This is a genomic window from Pseudonocardia sediminis (assembly GCF_004217185.1).
Taxonomy (GTDB): domain Bacteria; phylum Actinomycetota; class Actinomycetes; order Mycobacteriales; family Pseudonocardiaceae; genus Pseudonocardia; species Pseudonocardia sediminis.
The window spans coordinates 4,812,572-4,830,588 of record NZ_SHKL01000001.1; the positions used below are offsets into that span (position 1 = coordinate 4,812,572).

Annotated in this window: 18 protein-coding genes; 6 read left to right on the forward strand and 12 right to left on the reverse strand. The window is 74.1% G+C overall.

Going from position 1 to position 18,017, the window contains the following annotated elements; all coding sequences use genetic code 11:
• Positions 1-56: 56 nt before the first annotated feature.
• Together EV383_RS22525 and EV383_RS22530 are read right to left on the reverse strand one after the other, a co-directional pair.
• Positions 57-2,513 (reverse strand): DNA internalization-related competence protein ComEC/Rec2, encoded by a 2,457-nt coding sequence (locus EV383_RS22525; RefSeq protein ID WP_130291774.1) that lies wholly within the window; start codon positions 2,511-2,513, stop codon positions 57-59.
• The gene (locus tag EV383_RS22530; RefSeq protein WP_341273743.1) at positions 2,510-3,433 is read right to left on the reverse strand and encodes a ComEA family DNA-binding protein; all 924 of its coding nucleotides are present in this window, start codon (positions 3,431-3,433) and stop codon (positions 2,510-2,512) included. The genes EV383_RS22525 and EV383_RS22530 overlap by 4 nt, the downstream gene beginning before the upstream one ends.
• Before the next feature lie 634 nt (positions 3,434-4,067).
• On the opposite strand from EV383_RS22530, the gene EV383_RS22535 reads away from it, so the two are divergent.
• A complete protein-coding gene (locus EV383_RS22535) occupies positions 4,068-4,724 on the forward strand; it encodes a DUF4190 domain-containing protein (RefSeq protein WP_130291775.1) in 657 nt (218 codons plus the stop codon).
• A 1-nt stretch (position 4,725) separates the two neighbouring features.
• On the opposite strand, the gene EV383_RS22540 is transcribed toward EV383_RS22535, so the two are convergent.
• The 8 genes from EV383_RS22540 to EV383_RS22575 form a co-directional block, all read right to left on the reverse strand.
• Positions 4,726-5,625, reverse strand: a complete 900-nt coding sequence (locus tag EV383_RS22540) for a DegV family protein (protein WP_242623248.1) — start codon at positions 5,623-5,625, stop codon at positions 4,726-4,728.
• An 11-nt stretch (positions 5,626-5,636) separates the two neighbouring features.
• Positions 5,637-7,079 carry a xylulokinase gene (locus tag EV383_RS22545; protein ID WP_165438461.1) on the reverse strand — a complete coding sequence of 481 codons (1,443 nt, stop codon included), beginning with the start codon at positions 7,077-7,079 and terminating at the stop codon, positions 5,637-5,639.
• Complete coding sequence (gene octT / locus EV383_RS22550) at positions 7,076-7,822, reverse strand: diglucosylglycerate octanoyltransferase (protein WP_130291778.1); 747 nt, start codon at positions 7,820-7,822, stop codon at positions 7,076-7,078. Before octT ends, EV383_RS22545 begins: the two co-directional genes overlap by 4 nt.
• Before the next feature lie 16 nt (positions 7,823-7,838).
• Complete coding sequence (locus tag EV383_RS22555) at positions 7,839-8,459, reverse strand: histidine phosphatase family protein (protein ID WP_130291779.1); 621 nt, start codon at positions 8,457-8,459, stop codon at positions 7,839-7,841.
• The gene (rsfS, locus tag EV383_RS22560; RefSeq protein WP_130291780.1) at positions 8,456-8,869 is read right to left on the reverse strand and encodes a ribosome silencing factor; all 414 of its coding nucleotides are present in this window, start codon (positions 8,867-8,869) and stop codon (positions 8,456-8,458) included. Before rsfS ends, EV383_RS22555 begins: the two co-directional genes overlap by 4 nt.
• Before the next feature lie 95 nt (positions 8,870-8,964).
• Complete coding sequence (locus EV383_RS33175) at positions 8,965-9,348, reverse strand: type II toxin-antitoxin system VapC family toxin (RefSeq protein WP_130291781.1); 384 nt, start codon at positions 9,346-9,348, stop codon at positions 8,965-8,967.
• Positions 9,345-9,566, reverse strand: coding sequence for an antitoxin (locus EV383_RS22570; protein WP_130291782.1), 222 nt, complete (start codon positions 9,564-9,566; stop codon positions 9,345-9,347). Before EV383_RS22570 ends, EV383_RS33175 begins: the two co-directional genes overlap by 4 nt.
• Before the next feature lie 77 nt (positions 9,567-9,643).
• Positions 9,644-11,206: an AMP-binding protein gene (locus tag EV383_RS22575; RefSeq protein WP_130291783.1), complete on the reverse strand. Its 1,563-nt coding sequence runs from the start codon at positions 11,204-11,206 to the stop codon at positions 9,644-9,646.
• A gap of 83 nt (positions 11,207-11,289) precedes the next feature.
• On the opposite strand from EV383_RS22575, the gene EV383_RS22580 reads away from it, so the two are divergent.
• The 3 genes from EV383_RS22580 to EV383_RS22590 are packed head-to-tail and all read left to right on the forward strand — an operon-like array spanning position 11,290 to position 14,641.
• Entirely contained in the window at positions 11,290-12,129 is an 840-nt protein-coding gene (locus tag EV383_RS22580) for a MaoC family dehydratase (protein WP_130291784.1), read from the forward strand.
• A 36-nt stretch (positions 12,130-12,165) separates the two neighbouring features.
• A complete protein-coding gene (locus EV383_RS22585) occupies positions 12,166-13,095 on the forward strand; it encodes an SDR family NAD(P)-dependent oxidoreductase (RefSeq protein WP_130291785.1) in 930 nt (309 codons plus the stop codon).
• Positions 13,096-13,105: 10 nt separating this feature from the next.
• Positions 13,106-14,641: an AMP-binding protein gene (locus EV383_RS22590; RefSeq protein WP_130291786.1), complete on the forward strand. Its 1,536-nt coding sequence runs from the start codon at positions 13,106-13,108 to the stop codon at positions 14,639-14,641.
• Positions 14,642-14,665: 24 nt separating this feature from the next.
• Here EV383_RS22590 and EV383_RS22595 read toward each other — a convergent pair whose 3' ends face one another.
• Positions 14,666-15,688: an FUSC family protein gene (locus EV383_RS22595; protein ID WP_130291787.1), complete on the reverse strand. Its 1,023-nt coding sequence runs from the start codon at positions 15,686-15,688 to the stop codon at positions 14,666-14,668.
• A gap of 82 nt (positions 15,689-15,770) precedes the next feature.
• The gene (locus EV383_RS22600; RefSeq protein ID WP_130291788.1) at positions 15,771-16,463 is read right to left on the reverse strand and encodes a hypothetical protein; all 693 of its coding nucleotides are present in this window, start codon (positions 16,461-16,463) and stop codon (positions 15,771-15,773) included.
• Positions 16,464-16,567: 104 nt separating this feature from the next.
• Between EV383_RS22600 and EV383_RS22605 the strand changes: the two genes are divergently transcribed.
• Together EV383_RS22605 and EV383_RS22610 are read left to right on the forward strand one after the other, a co-directional pair.
• Positions 16,568-17,413: a class I SAM-dependent methyltransferase gene (locus EV383_RS22605; protein ID WP_130291789.1), complete on the forward strand. Its 846-nt coding sequence runs from the start codon at positions 16,568-16,570 to the stop codon at positions 17,411-17,413.
• Positions 17,414-17,473: 60 nt separating this feature from the next.
• Positions 17,474-18,016: a dihydrofolate reductase family protein gene (locus EV383_RS22610; protein ID WP_242623249.1), complete on the forward strand. Its 543-nt coding sequence runs from the start codon at positions 17,474-17,476 to the stop codon at positions 18,014-18,016.
• Position 18,017 lies beyond the last annotated feature (1 nt).

Sequence of the window (18,017 nt, forward strand, 5' to 3'; positions counted from 1 at the left end):
CACGGGAGCGCCCGGCCGGACCCGTTCCGGCCGGGCGCTCCCGCGTCCGGTGGCGGTCATCTGCCACCGGACCGGCGGGGAGCGGGCTGCGGGTCGCCGCGGGCGACGAGGGCCATCTCCGGGCGGCCGTCGCCGTCGGAGTCCTCCGCGGCGGTGACGGCGACGTCGCCGGACTGGTCGGTGCGGGCGACGACGACCCCGGCGCCGGTCAGGGCGTCCATCATCCCGGGGTTCGGATGCCGGTAGGTGTTGCCGGCACCGACGCTGACCAGCGCAGCGCGCGGGCGCACGGCGTTGAGGAACGGCACGGAGCTGTAGCGGCTGCCGTGGTGCGGCATCTTGAGAACGTCGGCCTGCAGCGGGACGCCGGCGTTCAGCAGGTCGCCCTGCGACTCCAGCTCCACGTCGCCGGTGAGCAGCACGCTCCCGGCCGGGGTCTGCGCGCGCAGCACCAGCGAGCCGTCGTTGACCGCGGTGCCGTCGTCGGGGTCGACGTACTCCGAGGGGTGCAGCGGGCCGAGTACGTCGATCCGCAGCGCCGGCCAGGTCAGTGACCGCCCGGCCGCGAGCCCGACCAGCGGCGCACCGGCGGTGGCCGCCGCTGCAGCCACCTTCTGCAGGCCCCAGCGGGGCTCGCGGACCGGCCCGACGGCGACGGCGGAGGTCGGACGGTCGCGCAGGGCGCCGTTGATGCCGCCGATGTGGTCGGCGTGCAGGTGGCTGAGCACGAGCAGCGCGATCCCCTGCACGCCGAGGCGGTCCAGGCAAGCGTCGGTGGCACCGTCCTGCGGCCCGGTGTCGACCATCACGACCCAGCCCGGCGTCCCGGTGGCGAGCACCAGCGCGTCGCCCTGACCGACGTCGCACGCGACCGCGCTCCACCCGGCCGGTGGCCACCCCGGTGGGACCACCCGGGTCGGGACCAGCACCAGCAGCAGGCCGAGCAGGACCGCCAGCAGCAACGCGCGGATCCGCGGTCGCCGGCCCAGCGCGAGCAGGACCAGCAGCACCCCGGTGAGCAGCAGCGCACCACCGAGCCCGTCCGGCCACGGCAGCGCGCCACCCGGGACGGCGGCCGCGTGGTCGGCGACGAACACCAGCCACCGCACGGCGGGCCCGGCCAGCCACGCGCACGCCTGCGCCGCGTCCGGGCTGAGCGGCGAGACGACCGCACCCAGCACGCCGAGCACCGTCGCCGGGGCGACGGCCGGGACGACCAGCAGGTTCGCCACGACCGAGACGAGACTGACCTGCCCGCTCAGGCCGGCGATCAACGGCGCCGTCGCCAGCGCCGCCGCGGCCGGGACGACCAACGCCTCCGCCGCACCCGGCGGTACACCCCGTCCGCGCAGCCGCGCCGCCCAGACCGGTGCGAGCAGCACCAGCGCACCGGTGGCCAGCACGGAGAGCCCGAACCCGGCGTCGAGGGCGAGCGCGGGGTCGACGAGCAGCAGCACCAGCACGGCCGCCGACAGCGCCGGCACGGCGGAACGGGCCCGGCCGAGAGCCAGCGCCAGCAGCACCACCCCGCCCATGACGGCGGCTCGGAGCACCGACGGTGACGGCCGCGCCAGGATCACGAACCCGACGATCGCCAGCGCCGCCAGGACGGCGGCGATCCGTGGGTCGGCCCGGAACAGCCGCAGCAGGAGCAGCACCGCCCCGGCGACGATCGCGAGATTCGACCCGGACACGGCGGTCAGGTGGGTCAGCCCTGCGGTCCGGAAGTCCTGCTCGACCTCCGGGGTCTGGTTGCGGACGTCGCCCACCGCGAGGCCCGGGAGCAGGCCGGCCGGGGCCGTCGGCAGTGCCCGCGCGGCCGCGTCGCGCAGGCCGTCGCGCAGCGTCCCGGCGGCGGTCTGCCACCACGGCGCCGGGGCGACCGCCTCCGGGGAGCCGCGCACCCGCAGGACCGCCACCGTCAGGTCGGACCGCTGGGCCGGCGCGAGCAGCCCCTGCGCGGAGACCTCCTGCCCGGGCAGGAGACGGTCCCATCCCTCGGCCGGGGTGAGCAGCAGGACGTCACCGGAGAGCGACCACCGCCCATCCCCCGCGGTCGCCGAGACCAGCTCGGCCGGCACCAGTACCCGGGACGCACCGGGCTCGGCCCCGAACCCGGCCTGGCGCAGCGGGCGCGGGTCGTCGGTCAGTACGACCCGGACCTCGGCGGCAGCCCCGCGTTCGGCCGCGGCGCGGACCGGGTTCGCCTGCAACCCGGTCGCGTGCACGGTGATCAGGACGGCGGCGGCGAACGCGCAACCGCCCGCGGCCAGGAGCCCGTACCTCGACGGGGTGGGACGGCCGGTGAGGCGGGAACGGATCAGTCCCACCAGCACGGCGACCGCGGAGAGCAGGGCCGCGGCGATGCCTCCGGCCGGTCCGCCGAGCAGTCCGGCCAGCTGCGCGGCCCACGTCGCCAGCGCAGCCGGGACGAGGCGCAGGTCCGGCCGGGCCCCGGGGGCGGCCTCCGTGTCGTCCAGGACGGCATCGGGACCGCGGCGCCCGCTGCTCATACGGTCACCGCCTCGCGGAGCTGCGCGAACTTGCGTTCTCCGATGCCGTCGACCTCGCGCAGCTGCTCGACGCGGCTGAACCGCCCGTTCTGCGTGCGCCAGTCGAGGATCTTCTTGGCCGTCACCGGACCGACGCCGGGCAGTGCGTCGAGCTGCTCGGCGGTGGCCTGGTTCAGGTCGATCTTCGGCCCGGCCGCCCCACTCGCAGCCGCCCCGCCCGCAGCCGCCCCGCCCGACGCCCCGCCGCTCGACGACCCGCCACCGGAGGCCCCGCCACCCGAGGCTGCGCCGGGAGCGGCGTCCCCGCCGGCGGCACCTCCCGGAGCACCACCGCCGGACTGCGCGTCGGGAGCAGGCTTCACCCCGATCGCGACCTGCTCCCCGTCACCGAGTCGACGCGCGAGGTTGAGCACCGACAGGTCCACGCCGGGCAGTGCGCCACCGGCCGCGTCCACCGCGTCCGCGACGCGCGATCCGTCGGGCACCCGCACCAGCCCCGGTTTCGCCACCTTCCCGACGACGCTGACCACGAGCGGTCCCGCCTGCGCCGCCGGCGCCGGCGTGGGAGCCGCTCCCGATGCGGGCGAGCCGGGCCCGACGGAGACGGCGGGCAGGTCCCCGATCGGCTGCGCCTGCGGACGGCTCGACCACACCCCGAACCCGGCCAGCACCGCGGCCGCCACGACGACCAGGACCAGTGCGATCGCACCCGGACGTCCCGGGTCGACCAGGGAGTCCGCGAGGGAGGCGGGCAGCCAGCGCTGCAACGTCCGGCGCACCCGACCGCTGACCGCCGGACCGGCCCTGCCCGCCCGATCGGACTCGTCGGAGCCGGCCGGGCCACGGTCGTCCTCGTCGTCGACGTCCCAACCGGTCCCGCCGTCCGTGAACGCGTCCCGCGGCGGGGGTTCGTCCGGCACGGACACGGGTCCGTCGGGACGGGGCTCGACCGTCCACGGGTCCGCGCGTCCGAGATGCCGGGTGCGGCCTCGTCCGGTCGCGCCGACGATCCCGGTCCCGCCACCGGACCCGGCCCCGCCACCGGACCCGGTCCCGGCACCGGAGCGGCTCCGTGGAGCCGGCACACGGGTACCGACGTCGCTCCACGAGGCGAGTCCGGGCCACGGACGGTCGGTCGGCCGCGCGGACGGAACACCGGGCGCGGTGTGGTCTCGGTGGTCGGGCCGGTCGACGGTCCTCGGTGCGCCCGTCGACCGGCCGGCCCACCCGACGGACGAGGCCTGTTCACCGTCGTCGGCCGGGTCGCCGGGCCCGGGGATCGGCAGCGGAACGGTGTCCGGATCCCGGCGGGCGTCACGCGACGGGCGCGACGGCGGCCGCGCGGCGAGCGCGGCCAGACGCCGAGCCGGGTCCCACCCGTCTGTCCTGGACACCCATCGGACGCTAGGTCCGCCGGAGGTCAACTCGCCCCGCTGATTCAGATCTGTGGATGCTCCCGACAGGTTGGGGATAACCGTGCACCGATGTCCGTAACGCCGGGATCGGCGACCTCGATGTAGCGATCATCGTCGGAGCGACCGCCTGGAGACGGACATGACTCAGCACTACCCTCCGCAACAGTGGGGGTACCCGCAGCAGCCGGCTCCCCGTCAGATGAACAACGGTCTCGGAACCGCGTCGCTGGTACTGGGGCTCCTCGGGGCGATCTTTGCGCTGCTACCGATCATTGGTGTGATCGCGTGGCCGATGGTGATCATCGGCCTTGTGCTCGGTCTCATCGGGGTTACTCGGGCACAGAAGGGGGAGGCCGACAATAAGGGGGTGGCGATCGCCGGGGTGGTGCTCTCGGCGGTCGGGCTCATGTTGTGCTTCGCGTGGGTCGCGCTGTTCTCGTCGGCGGCCGACAGCGCCAGCCGATCACAGGCGTCCGCTCCGACCTACTCCGCAGCGGCGCCGACGTATACGGCTCCGGCCGTCGAGAAGCCGGCCGCGGCTGCCATCGATGTCAACAACCTCACCGAGGGTTCCTATCTCGTCGGCAAAGACATACCGGCCGGCCGGTACAAGACGAGTGGTGCTCAGGGGACCAACATCATCGACGCGTGCACCTGGTCACGGAACAAGGACGACTCCGGCGAATTCGACTCGATCATTGCGAACGGAATCATCAACAAGGGCCAGGGCTCGGTCACAGCGAAAGATGGGGAGTTCCTGGATCTGTCCGGAGACTGCGTCTGGACCAGGCAGTAGCTCACGCGGTGCCAGGATCGTTCGCCTCCCGCGGCACCACGACCACGCCGAGCATCCCCGGCCCGGCGTGCGCGCCGATCACCGCGCCCACCTCGCTGACCAGCAGGCGGGCCGCTCCGGGAAGGCGTTCGCGCAGGCGGTCGGCGAGGTCCTCGGCCCGCTCCGGGGCGCCGAGGTGGTGCACCGCGAGCTGGGCTCCCTCCCCCGCCGCCTCGACGGCCAGGTCCACCAGACGCTGCACGGCGCGTCCGGTCGTGCGGACCTTCTCCAGTGCGGTGATCCGGCCCTCGGTCAGGTGCAGCAGCGGCTTGACCGAGAGCGCCGTCCCGAACAGAGCCGCGGCCGCCCCGATCCGGCCACCTCGGCGCAGACGTTCCAGGTTCTCCACGCTGAACAGCACCCGGCACCGCGCGGCGACCCCGGCCGCGGCGTCCTCGACGGCCGCCCCGGGCAGCCCGGCGCGCGCGGCGTCGCAGGCGGCGAGCACGGCGTAGCCCAGGCCCATCGCGACCGCGCGCGAGTCGACGACCCGCACCCGCGCCGGGTCGACCTCCTCCGCGGCCAGGACGGCGGCGTCCCAGGTACCCGACAGCTCGCGGGACAGGTGCACCGAGACGATCTCCCGGGCGCCGCCGTCGAGCAGCTCGCGGTAGGTGTGGGCGAACGCGGCCGGGCTGGGCCGCGACGTCTGGACCTCGAGGTTGCGGTCGGCCAGGGCCGCGACGAGCTCGGCCGGGCCGACGTCGATCCCGTCGCGGCCGATCCGGTCGCCGACGCGCACCTCGAGCGGGACGGTGTGGATCCCCCGGTTCCCGGCGACGCCGGGCGGCAGGTCGGAGGTCGAGTCGGTCACCACCGCCACCGGCGTATCGGTGTCCGGCGAGGTGGTGGAGGGGAGCACGGCGCCGGACATTACGGCACGAACATCGCCGCGAGGTCTCGTTGTGCGCCGCGGTAGCGCCCGTGGGCGTCGTCGTACACACCCCGCGTCGACGGGTCGGGGGTGAACTCCCGCTCGACCGCGACCATGCGGTCGGTCAGGTCGGCGAGGGAACCGCCGCCGACCGCCAGCCCGGCCAGCACCGCGGCGCCCAGGACACCGGCGTCGCGTTCGGCGGTGCGGCGCAGCGGGCGGTCCAGGACGTCGGCCTTGATCTGGCACCAGAGATCGCTGGCCGACCCGCCGCCGCAGACGGCGAGCGACCCGGCCGTCGTCCCCGCGGCCTGTTCCAGTACCTCGAGGACGTGCCGCGCGGCGTGCGCGACGCCCTCCATCCCGGCCCGGGCGAGCTCGGCGGGGCCGGTGTCGAACGTGGCGCCGAGCCAGTGCGCCCGCAGGTGCGGGTCCCACAGCGGGGCGCGCTCGCCGGAGAGCTGGGGCAGGAACAGCACGCCGCCGCAGCCGGGTCCGGCGCCGGCCGCGGTGGTGAGGGCGGAAGGGAGGTCGAGCCCGAGCATCCGCGACGCCCAGGCCAGGGCGTCGCCACCGGCCTGCGTCGGACCGGCGTGCACGTGCAGGCCCCGCCACGTCGGGAACGTGACGATCCCGGGCGCACCGCCACCGGGCCCGGCCGCCATCGCCAGCACCTCGGAGGTCCCGGCCACGTCGATCGCGTCGCCGGGAGCGGCGATCCCGCCGCCGAGCAGACTCGACCAGGCGTCCATCGTCCCGTGCGCGACCGGCACGCCCGGCGGGAGCCCGCCCGCCCCGGTCGTCTCCCCGACGAGCGCGGCGGGGTCCCCGAGCGGCGCGAGACGACCGGTCAGGCCCGGCACGACGGCGTCGAGCCAGGCCGGATAGGTGCCACCGGCGTCGACCAGCCCGATCGAGGAGATCGGGTCGGCGACCGCGACGCCGGTCAGCCGCAGCAGCAGCTGATCCTTCGGCGCCAGCACCCAGCGCGACCGTTCCCACACCCCGGGCGCGTGCGCCGCGAGCCAGGCCGCGCGGGCCGCGGGGTGCGTGGGGTCGACGGTGCCCAGCCCGCCGCGGACGGCAGCCCGCGTGGCGTCGTCGAGACGTGCGGTCAGACCCGCGGCGACGTCCGCGCAGCGCCGGTCCTGCCAGGTGATCGCGGGGTGCAGCGCGGCACCGCCGGCGTCGGTGACGACGTGGGTGTTGACCTGGCTGCACACCCCGATCCCGTCCAGGCCACCGAGCGCGCCGGCGGCGTCGAGCTCGGCGACGACGCCGCACAGCCCGCCCCACCAGTCCGACGGGTCCTGCTCCGCCCACCCCGGCGCCGGACGGCGGGTGGTGTGCCCCCGCGCGGCACCGGCCACGCGCGTGCCGTCGTCGCGGTACACGGCGGCCTTCACCGACGTGGTGCCCAGGTCGATGCCCAGCAGCGTCACCGCGAGACCGTCAGCATCGGCGCCAGCGCCGCACCCAGGGCCTCCCCGACGCGGCGGTGACCGTCCCAGCCCCAGTGCATCCCGTCGACGTTGCCGTGCCCGCCGAGGACATGGTCGGCGACCAGCGCGGCGACGTCGAGCAGGCCGACACCGTGCGCCGTCGCCCACTCCCTCGTCGCGCGCTCGGCGGCCGCACGATGCGGGTGGACGCCGCCGTAGGCGCCGGCCCGGTGCACCGAGGGCAGCAACGTCAGCACCGGCAGGCCGGGCCGCAGGGAGTGCACCGCGGCGCGGCACCGTTCCAGGTAGGCGGCCGTCAGGCGAGCCGGCAGGGTGGCCGGTCCACCGCCGGGCAGGGTCGCGGCGAACGCCCGCGACAGCCGGGGCTGTGCGCGCAGGTAGCCGCCGCGCACGGCGCGTCGCAGCGGCTCGGGGCGCAGGGCGGGGAGCAGCTCACGCACCGAGGTCGGCAACGGGGAGGGCAGCGAGTCCATCCCGCCGGTGCCGAGGACCAGCGCGTCGATCCGCGGGAGCAGCGCCCAGATCCGCGGGTCGTCGGCGAGCGCCTGCCAGGCGTGCCGGGCCGTCCACCCGCTGCGCGCGACGAGCTCGGCGCGGCCGCCGAGGGCCGCGGCGGCGACGTTGGGCCACAGCCGCGGTTCGTCGGCGGGTTCGGGCCGGTCCGGGCCGTGGTAGGCGAGCGAGTCCCCCAGCACGAGGAGGAGCGGCCCCTCGGTGCTCATGTCGTTCCGCACGCTCTCAGACCCCGATGTTGTACCCGGACAACCGCCAGCGGGGGTGGTCGTCGCGTCGCGCGACGACGGCCCACTTGGTGTTGCCCATCCCGCCGATCACCGGCCACGCCGACTGCGGCAGGTCCAGCAGCCCGCACACCAGCCCGGCGATCAGCCCGCCGTGCGCCACGAGCAGCACGTTGCGCTCGTCCGGGTCGTCGGCGAACTCGGCGTCGAGCTCGTCGACGACCGGCATCGACCGGGCCACCACGTGCACGCGGGACTCCCCGCCGGGCGGGGCCCACGTCGGGTCCGCGCGCCAGGCGGCGATGGCGCCCGGGTCGTCGGTCTCGACCTCGTCGACGGAGGCGCCCTGCCAGTCCCCCAGGTGCGTCTCGCGCAGGCGGGGGTCGACCGTCACCGGCATCCCGGCCACCTCGGCGACGGCCAGCGCCGTCTCGTGGGCGCGGGACAGGTCCGAGGAGATGATCCGGTCGAACGCGTCCTCGCCGAGGCGCTTCGCGGCGGCCGCGGCCTGCTCCTGGCCCCGCTCGGTGAGCTTGGTGTCGAGGTGGCCCTGCAGCCGTCCGGCGAGGTTGTACTCGGTCTGTCCGTGACGCAGGAGCAGCAGCCTGCGCAGGGTCACCCGTCCCCCTCCGGCAGGGGGTGCGAGGGTCCGTCGGCCGACGCGGTGAGCGCGGCCTCGGGGAAGTCGATCCGCGGGCAGTCCTTCCACAGCCGGTCCAGGCCGTAGAAGCTGCGCTCCTCGGTGTGCTGCACGTGCACCACGACGTCGGTGAAGTCGAGCAGCACCCAGCGTCCCTCGCGGGCGCCCTCGCGCCGCGTCGGCTTGGCGCCGTGCTCGCGCAGCTTCTCCTCGATCTCGTCGACGATCGACTGCACCTGGCGCTCGTTGGGCGCCGAGGCGAGCACGAAGCAGTCGGTGATCACCAGCTGCTCGGACACGTCGAGCACGACGACGTCCACGGCCTTCTTGTCGGCCGCCGCGGCCACCGCCACCTTCGCGAGCTCGACCGCCTCCGGTGTCGCCGTCACACGCCTCACGTCTTTCCGCTGATCCGAGAAGAACGCGGACCGGATCGCCCGCAGGTGTCAGTGTCTCAGTCCAGGTCATCGGCCCGTGCGGCCGGTCATCCCGGTACAACGGTGGTGACGCACCTGATGCCTGGTGCCCGCGCGAGTCGCGCATCCCCCGTGACGAGCGCACAGTCGAGCAACTCCGCCAACGCGACATACGAAGCGTCGTACGCGGACACGTTCTGCCGAAGCTCCCAGACTCGTTCGAGCAGAGGAAAGCCCGGGTAACGGTTGATGCCCATACGCTGCCAGGTTCTCAGAGCGGCCACCGCGGAACTGTCCTCGATCTGCCCGGCCAGGGACTTACGGCGTAAGCCACTAGCGACCTCGTGGTCGACGAGATGCGGGGCATGAAGTCGTTCCGTCGCCAGTACGCGACGAGCCGGGCCGTCGGACAGCAACGCGGAGAGAGCCAGGGAAGCATCGACCACGATCACCGTTCGCCCCGGTCCGCGTCGAGGTCCTCGATGATGGACGCCATGCTCACCCCCAGGTCGGGGAGGGCACCGAGAAGCGCCGGATTATCGGCTCGCCGGCTGACCTCGGCAAGTTCTCGAACCGCGACGGCGCCCACGGAGGATCCCTCCCGGGCTGCCAGACGCTCCAGTCGGTCGACGACGTCGTCGGGAACGTTCCGCAGGTAGAGCGTGCGCATGTTGCAGAATGCTAGCAGCCTTGATTCATCGTGCGACTCTATCGTTCGAGCCGGTCCGAATGAATGCCCTCTCTCGATTAGCCGCGGTCGAACTCGACCCGCAGCTGCCGCTTGAGCACCTTCCCGGCCGGCGACACCGGCAGCTCCTCACGCCGCAGTTCCACGCTGCGGGGCATCTTGTAGCGCGCCAGGCGCCCGGCGGCGTGGGCGAGGACGTCGTCCTCGGTCAGTGCCGAGCCCTCCGAGAGCTGGACGACGGCGTGCACGGCCTCGCCCCACAGCTCGTGCGGGACGCCGAGGACGGCGACCCGCGCCACCCCCGGGAGCGTCGAGATCGCGTTCTCCACCTCGACCGAGTACACGTTCTCGCCGCCGGAGACGATCATGTCCTTCACCCGGTCGACGACCCACAGGTAGCCGCGGTCGTCGAGCCGCCCGACGTCGCCGGAGTGGTACCAGCCCCCGTCGAGGACCGCGGCCGTCGCCTCCGGCTGGCCCCGGTACTCGCGCAGGACGCTCCCGCAGCGCAGCCAGATCTCCCCGGTCTCCCCCTCCGGCAGTGTGTCCCCGAGCCCGTCACGGATGCTCAGCTCCACCCCGGACAACGCCCGCCCGGCCGAGCTGAGCAGCGACGGGTCGCCGTGGCGGTGGTCGTCGTCGTCGAGCATCGTGACGGTCCCGCAGGACTCGGTCATGCCGTAGGACTGGTTGATCCGGCACTCCCGCGGAAGGACGTCGATCAGCCGGTTCAGCAGCCCCAGCGGCATCGGCGCGGTGCCGTAGCCGAGGAAGCGCAGCGATGCCACGCGCTCCGGGGCGAAGTCGGGGTGCTCGAGCATCTGCACCGCCATCGTCGGGACGATCGACAGCGCGCCGATCTCCTCGCGCTCGATCACCTCCAGGGCGGCGCCCGGGTCCCAGCGCGGCTGCACGACCACCCCCGCCCCGGCCAGGTGCACCTTGACCAGCGGCATCAGGGCGGCGACGTGGTACATGGGCACGACCTGCAGGAACGTCCAGTCCCGGGTCGGGGCCATCACCTCGACCGAGCGGTGCCGGTTGAGCATCACCGCGCGCTGGTCGAGGACGACGCCGCGGGGCAGGCCGGTCGTGCCGCCGGTGTAGAGCAGCATCGCCGGGTCGTCCTCGCGGGGCGGTTCGGGCATCCGCTCCTCGGCGCCGTCGAGCAGCGCGTCGAGGGTGAGGTCGTGCGGCACGTCGCCCTCGCCCACCAGGACCACGGAGCGCAGCGACGGCAGGTCGGCCCGCACCTCGTCGACCATCTCCGCGAACGGCGCCGAGGTGAACAGCACCGACGAGCCCGCGTCGCGCAGGGTGTGGCGCAGCTCGTCGCGGTTGATCCGGGCGTTGAGACTGGTGAACACACCCGCCCCGCACAGCCCGGCGTGCCAGAGCTCGGCGTAGACGGCGCGGTTGTCGAGCAGCGCGGAGTAGCGGTCGCCGGGCGTCAGGTCCAGGCGGTCGCGCAGTGCCCCGGACAGCCGCGCGACGGCGTCGCGGTGCCCGGCGAACGTGCGGCGCAACCCGGTGCCGAGGTCGGTCAGCGCGGTGCGGTCGCCCGCCCACCGCGCGACCCGCTCGAACTCGCGTGCGAAGACCAGCTCGTCCACGTCGATCACACTGCCACGCTCTCGTTGCTGCGCGCATCGCTTCTCTCGGGATAGGTTCCCGGCAACGCCGACGATGGTCGAAGGAGATCGAGATGGCCCTGGCCCCCGACCTGGTCGGAACGCAGAGCGAACCGGTGAGCTACGCGTGGGGCCGCGACGACGTGCTGCTCTACGCCCTGTCGGTCGGCGCCGGTCAGGAGGACCCGACCGCCGAGCTGGCGCTTACCACGGAGAACACCGAGGGCGTGAAGACGGCGGTGCTCCCGACCTACGCCAACATCATCACCCGGGGCGCGCGCCCCGACCTCGGCGACTACGACAAGGCCAAGCTCGTGCACGCCGAGCAGTCGTTCCTGGTGCACCGCCCGATCCCGGTCGAGGGGCGTGCCCGGGTCACCGCGACCGTCACCGACGTGTTCGACAAGGGCAAGGGCGCGCTGGTGCGCACCGAGGCCCGGGCCGTCGACACCGAGACCGGTGCGCCGCTGGTCACCACCGCGCAGACCGTGTTCATCTCCGGCGAGGGCGGCTTCGGCGGGCCCCGCGGGGAGTCGACGCCGTCGCCGATCCCGGACCGGGCCCCCGACCACGAGGTCACCTACCGGACCCGCCCGGAGCAGGCGCTGCTCTACCGCCTCACCGGGGACCGCAACCCGCTGCACACCGACCCGGCGTTCGCCGCCCGCGGCGGCTTCGACCGCCCGATCCTGCACGGCATGTGCACCTACGGCTTCACCGCCCGCGCCCTGCTGCACACCGTCTGCGACGGCGACACCGCCCGCCTGCTGGGGATGGACGCCCGGTTCACCAAGCCCGTCCTGCCCGGCGACGAGCTGACCGTCGCGATCTGGCTCGAGGACGGCACCGCCTACTTCCGCACCAGCAGCGGCGACGCCGTCGTGCTGGACCGCGGCACCCTCACCCTGGCCTGAACCCTCGCCGGGGACGATCGGAAGGACTGCACGACTGTGGGACTGCTCGACGGGAAGACCGCCATCGTCACCGGTGGGGCGCGCGGCATCGGGGCGTCGGTGTCGCGACGCCTGGCCGCCGAGGGCGCGGCGGTCGTCGTCAACGACCTGGGCGGCGCGCCCGACGGCAGCGGCAGCGACGCCTCGGCCGCCGAGACGCTGGCGAAGGAGATCCGCGACGCCGGTGGGCGCGCCGTCGCCGACGGGAGCGACGTCGCCGACTCCGCGACCGGCGCCGCCCTGGTGGAGAAGGCCGTGTCCGAGTTCGGCGGCCTGGACATCCTGGTCAACTCGGCCGGGGTGCTCCGCGACCGGATGATCTTCAACATGTCCGACGAGGAGTGGGACACCGTGATCCGCGTGCACCTGCGCGGGCACTTCGTCCTCAGCCGCGCCGCGGCCGCGCACTTCCGCGCCCAGCGCAACCCCGACGGCCACTTCCGCATCATCAACTTCGGCTCGCACTCCGGGCTGGAGGGCTCGCCCGGCCAGGCCAACTACGCCGCGGCGAAGATGGGCATCGTCGGCCTGACGTACTCGCTGGCCCAGGGCCTGGCGCGCTACGGCGTCACCGCTAACGCGATCGCGCCCGCCGCCGCGACGCGCCTGGTCGCGACCGTGGACCCGTCCAAGCGAGCGATCCAGGACCGCCCGGCCGACGACGACCCGAGCCGCAGCCCGGACAACATCGCCGAGCTCGTCCTCTACATCGCCAGCGAGCGCTCGGACTGGCTCTCCGGCCGGGTGCTGGGCTCGATGGGCTTCACGATCGGCGTCTACCAGAACCCGACGGTGATCGGGGAGGCGACGAGCGACGGCCCGTGGTCGTTCGACGACCTCGCGTCGCAGATGGAGAGCAACGTCCGCCCGCAGGCCGACGGGCTGCCGCCGTCGCTGTTCGCCGACCAGGCGTCGCGGAACAAGTAGGACGACGCCGGTGGTCGAGTACCCCACGACCCACGCGCGGGAACGGCCCGACCATCCCGCGGTGATCGACGTCCGGGACGGCTCCACGCTGACCTACGGCCGGCTCGAGGAGCGGTCCCGGGCGCTCGCACACGTGCTGTGGGGCTGGGGCCTGCGCCCGGGTGACCACGTCGCGCTGGCGGTGGCGAACCGGATCGAGTTCTACGAGTTCTGCTGGGCCGCGCACCGGATCGGGCTCTACTACACCGCGGTCAACACCCACCTCGCGCCCGACGAGGCGCGGTTCGTGGTGAACGACTGCGGGGCCCGCGCGCTGCTCGTCGACTCCTCGCTGCCGGAGCTGGCCGACGCGCTGGAGTCCGGTGTGGACCGTGTGACACACCGGATCGCGGTCGGTGGCCCGCGGCCCGGCCACGAGGACTACGAGGTGCTCGCGAGTGCCGGCACCGGCCCGCTCCCGCACGAGGGGGAGGGCGAGAAGATGCTCTACACCTCGGGAACCACCGGGACGCCGAAGGGCGTCGCCCGCCCGCTGACCGACGGCGAGCCCGGATCGGTGTTCCTGATCCGCCCGCTGATGCTCGGCATGGGCTTCGACCGGGACACGGTGCTGATGAACCCGGCGCCGCTCTACCACTCCGCGCCGCTGGGCTACGGGTTCGGCGTGCACCGCCTCGGCGGCACCGTCCTGATCTCCGGACGGTTCGACGCCGAGCAGTGCCTGGAGTCGATGCAGCGCCACCGGGCCACGCACGGGCTGTTCGTCCCGACCCACTTCGTCCGGATGCTGCGCGTGCCGGACAAGGAGCGCTACGACCTGTCGTCGCTGGTCACGGCCGCACACGGGGCCGCGCCGTGCCCGCCGTCGGTCAAGCGGGAGATGATCGACTGGTGGGGCCCGGTGATCGTCGAGTACTACGCGGGCACCGAGGGCGCGGGCATGACGCTGCTCGACTCGCAGCAGTGGCTCGACCACCCGGGCTCGGTCGGACGACCGGTCTCGGGTGCGGTGCACATCGTCGACGAGGCGAGCGGCGAGGAGCTCCCGACCGGGGAGACCGGCGCGGTCTACTTCTCCGGCGGCGTGGCGTTCCGCTACCACGGTGACGACGCCAAGACCGCCGGCGCCTACGGCCCGAACGGCTGGAGCACCCTCGGCGACATCGGGCGTCTCGACGGCGACGGCTACCTGTACCTGTCCGACCGCAAGTCCTTCACAGTGATCAGCGGCGGGGTGAACATCTACCCGCAGGAGGCCGAGAACGTCCTCATCGGACACCCGCTCGTCTCCGACGTGGCCGCGTTCGGGATCCCGGACGACGACCTCGGCGAAGTGCTGATCGCCGTCGTCGAACCGGTCGAGGGCGCGACGGTCGGGCCGGACTCGGGGGCGGAGATCCTCGCCTGGTGCACCGAACGCCTGAGCCGGCAGAAGTGCCCCCGCCGGATCGAGTTCCGCGACCGACTCCCCCGCGCCGACAACGGCAAGCTCTACAAACGCACCCTGCGCGACGAGTACACCGGTGCGCGGACACCACCGCCCTGACGACGCTGTCCGCGCACGACCCCGCTAGCGACGGCCGACGCGGTCCCGGCCGCCGGTGAGAGCGCGCAGCCCGTCGGCCACCAGGAGCATCTGGTCGGCACCCGCTCCGCAGCGGGCCGTGGCGTCGGTGGCGAGCACGCCGTCGGTCGCGTTGCGGGTGGCGCGGGCCCGGTCCGGCGAACGCGGATCGGACGAGAAGTGCGTGACGGCGTCGGCGAGCCCGTCCAGGACCTCGGCGGCCCCGAGTTCGAGACGGCCGGTGCTCGCAGCGCGGCTCAACGCGGTGACGTCGACGGCGAAGGTGACCAGCCGGGCGGCGAGCGCGTCCATCTCCTCGCGCCGCGCGGTCTCGCGGCGTCCCCGGACCGACCAGCGGCCGAGGTACCGCGCGGAGCCCCGGGTGGAGTCGAGCGTGGACAGCGCGTCGACGGCCGTGCGCTCCGCCTCGCCGTCGTGGTCGCGGCCGCCGTCCTCGGGTGCGCGCAGCGACTCCGCACCGGCTCGCAGCGCGGCCGCGCACGCGTCGAGGACCCGGCCGATCGCGTCGGCGAGCAGCCGCGAGGGGCTGGGGGTGAACAGCACGAGGGTGAACACCAGCGCCACCGCCGCGCCGAGCAGTGCCGCCGACAGCCGTCCGACCGCCGTCGCCGGCTGGTGCATGACGATCACCAGCACGGCCCCGACGCCGCTCTGGATCAGCGGCAGCGCGTCGGTGTAGAGCAGCGACATCACCAGCATCGCGACACCGGCCGCGACCAGCACCTTCAGCGGGTCCGGCCAGTCGAGCAGCGCCACCAGCTCGCCGACCACGACGCCCACCGAGACGCCGAGCACGACGTGCAGCGCCCGTCCCGCCCGCGCCCCGACGCCACCGAGCAGCACCACGATCGCCGCGATCGGGGCGAAGAACGTCTGCGGCTGGTGCAGCAGCGAGCTCGCCAGCAGCCAGGCGACCCCGGCCGCGAGCGCGGCCAGGAGCACCGCCGGCGCGTTGATCCGCCCCCGCGCGAGCGCGCCGTCCAGAGCCGTCGTGATCCTGCTTCCCATGTGGATCTTCTACCCGGCCGGTGGCGCGCCGAACCGGCGCCCACCCCGTCGTGCGGTCGGAGCTGCGCGCCGGGACCGGGCGTCAGGCGCCCGCGACGCCGGAGGAGTACTCCGGGCGACGGGCCGGCGGCTCCCCCGGGTAGGCGTGCCCGCCGCCATAGGCGAGCACGGCCAGCGCGTCGAGGGCGGCGATCTGCGGATACGGCCGGTCGAGATCGTCGCGGAACGTCCAGCGGTGGTCGAGGTCCCGGAAGCCGACGGCCCGGTGCCGGGTCGTCGCGAGGTAGCGCGGGTTGTCCCGGACGAACCGCGCGAACGCGTTGCGCAGCTCGGTGTGCCGCGGCAGCTCGACGGTGACGAAGCGCGCCACGTCGGCGCCGATCTCGTGCACGTACTCACCGCACAGCTGCACCACGAACGGCACGATCCACGGCTCCCGGCAGGTCACCAGCTCGCGCAGCGCGCGCTGCCGCGTCCCGGCCCGGTCGCTGCGGGTCATCCACGCCGACAGCACGGCCTTGCGGCGCGGGTGCAGGCGCGCCGCGAACGGCGTCGACGGCCAGGGGAACGAGACCCGGTACGGGATCTGGACCAGTTCCCCGTCGACGTGCAGCTCGTGGTCGGCGACGCCGCCGTTGGTGTCCTGGACGAGCTGGGGCGAGACGAACCCCCAGGGCGCGAGGGCACCCATGGCGACGTGCGCGTCCCGGCGCACGACCTGCGGCACGGACCGCAGGAGCAGGCCGGCGAAGGCCGGCGTCACGAACTCGGGCACGACTCACGGTAGCCCGATCAGCGCAGTGATTCATCACCTACTGTCACTTCTCACCGGCCGTGACCACTCGATCAGGGCAGAGTGACGGGGTCCAGACTGCTCGCATGACCGATGCGATCGCCCCGTCCAACAGGGATCAACTGCGGAGCTGGGACGGTGACGGCGGCGCGTACTGGGCCGAGCACGCGACGCGCTACGACGAGGGCGTCGCCGCGTACCGGCCGCACTTCGTCGCCGCCACCGCCGTCCGGCCGGCCGACACGGTGCTCGACATCGGCTGCGGCGCCGGGCAGACCACCCGCGACGCGGCCCGCGCGGCGACCGGCGGGTCGGCGCTCGGGGTGGACCTGTCGTCGCGGATGCTCGACGTCGCCCGCCGCCTCGCCGAGCAGGAGGGCGTGGCGAACGCGACGTTCCGCCAGGCCGACGCGCAGACGTACCCGTTCGCTCCGGACTCGTTCGACGTCGCGATCAGCCGGACCGGTGCGATGTTCTTCGGCGACCCCGCCGCCGCGTTCGCCAACATCGCCCGCGCGCTGCGCCCGGACGGACGACTGGTGCTGATGACCTGGCAGCCGCTGGCGCAGCAGGAGTGGCTGCGCAGCTACTTCGCCGCCCTCTCGGCCGGGCGCGATCTCGCACCCCCGCCGTCCGGGGCACCCGGGCCGCTCGCGCTCGACGAGCCCGGGCACGTCCGGGACCTGCTCGGCAGGGCCGGGTTCGCCGACGTCGAGCTGACCGGGGTGCGCGAACCGATGTACGTCGGCCCGGACGCCGACGACGCGACGCGGTTCATCCTGGGCCAGTTCGGCGGGATGGTCGACGGCCTCGACGACGACGCCCGGGCCCGCGCCGTCGAGGCTCTGCACGCCGTCATGGCCGCGCACCTGACCGACCGCGGCGTGCTGTTCGACTCCGCGATCTGGCTGGTGCGGGCCCGGCGGGCCTGACCGATGACTTTCCGACCCGCCGGCGGTCAACACGGTGTGACGCCACGCCTCGTCTATCCCGTGATCGTGTCCCTCGACGGCTTCCACAGCGACCGCGACGGCAGCTTCGCCTGGGCCGAGCCCGACGAGGAGGTGCACTCATTCGTCAACGACCGGGAGAAGTCCGCGACGACCTACCTCTACGGGCGTCGCATGTACGAGATGATGACCGCCTGGGAGACCGACCCCCGGCTCACCGACACCCCCGGTCCGACGGCCGACTTCGCCGCGATCTGGCAGGCCGCCGACAAGATCGTCTACTCGACGACCCTGGACACGGTGACCACCGCGCGGACCCGGCTGGAACGGCGGTTCGACCAGGACGCCGTGCGGGAGGTGGTCGCGTCCTCGGCCGGTGACGTCGGGATCGGCGGCCCGACCCTGGCCGCGCACGCCCTGCGGGCCGGACTGGTCGACGTGCTCGACGTCTACCTGTGCCCGGTCGTCGTCGGAGGCGGGAGTCCCTACCTGCCCGGCGACGTGCACCTGGACCTGCGGCTGCGCGAGGAGCGCCGCTTCGCCGGCGGCGTCGTGTTCTGCAGCTACGACGTCCGGCGCGGCTGAG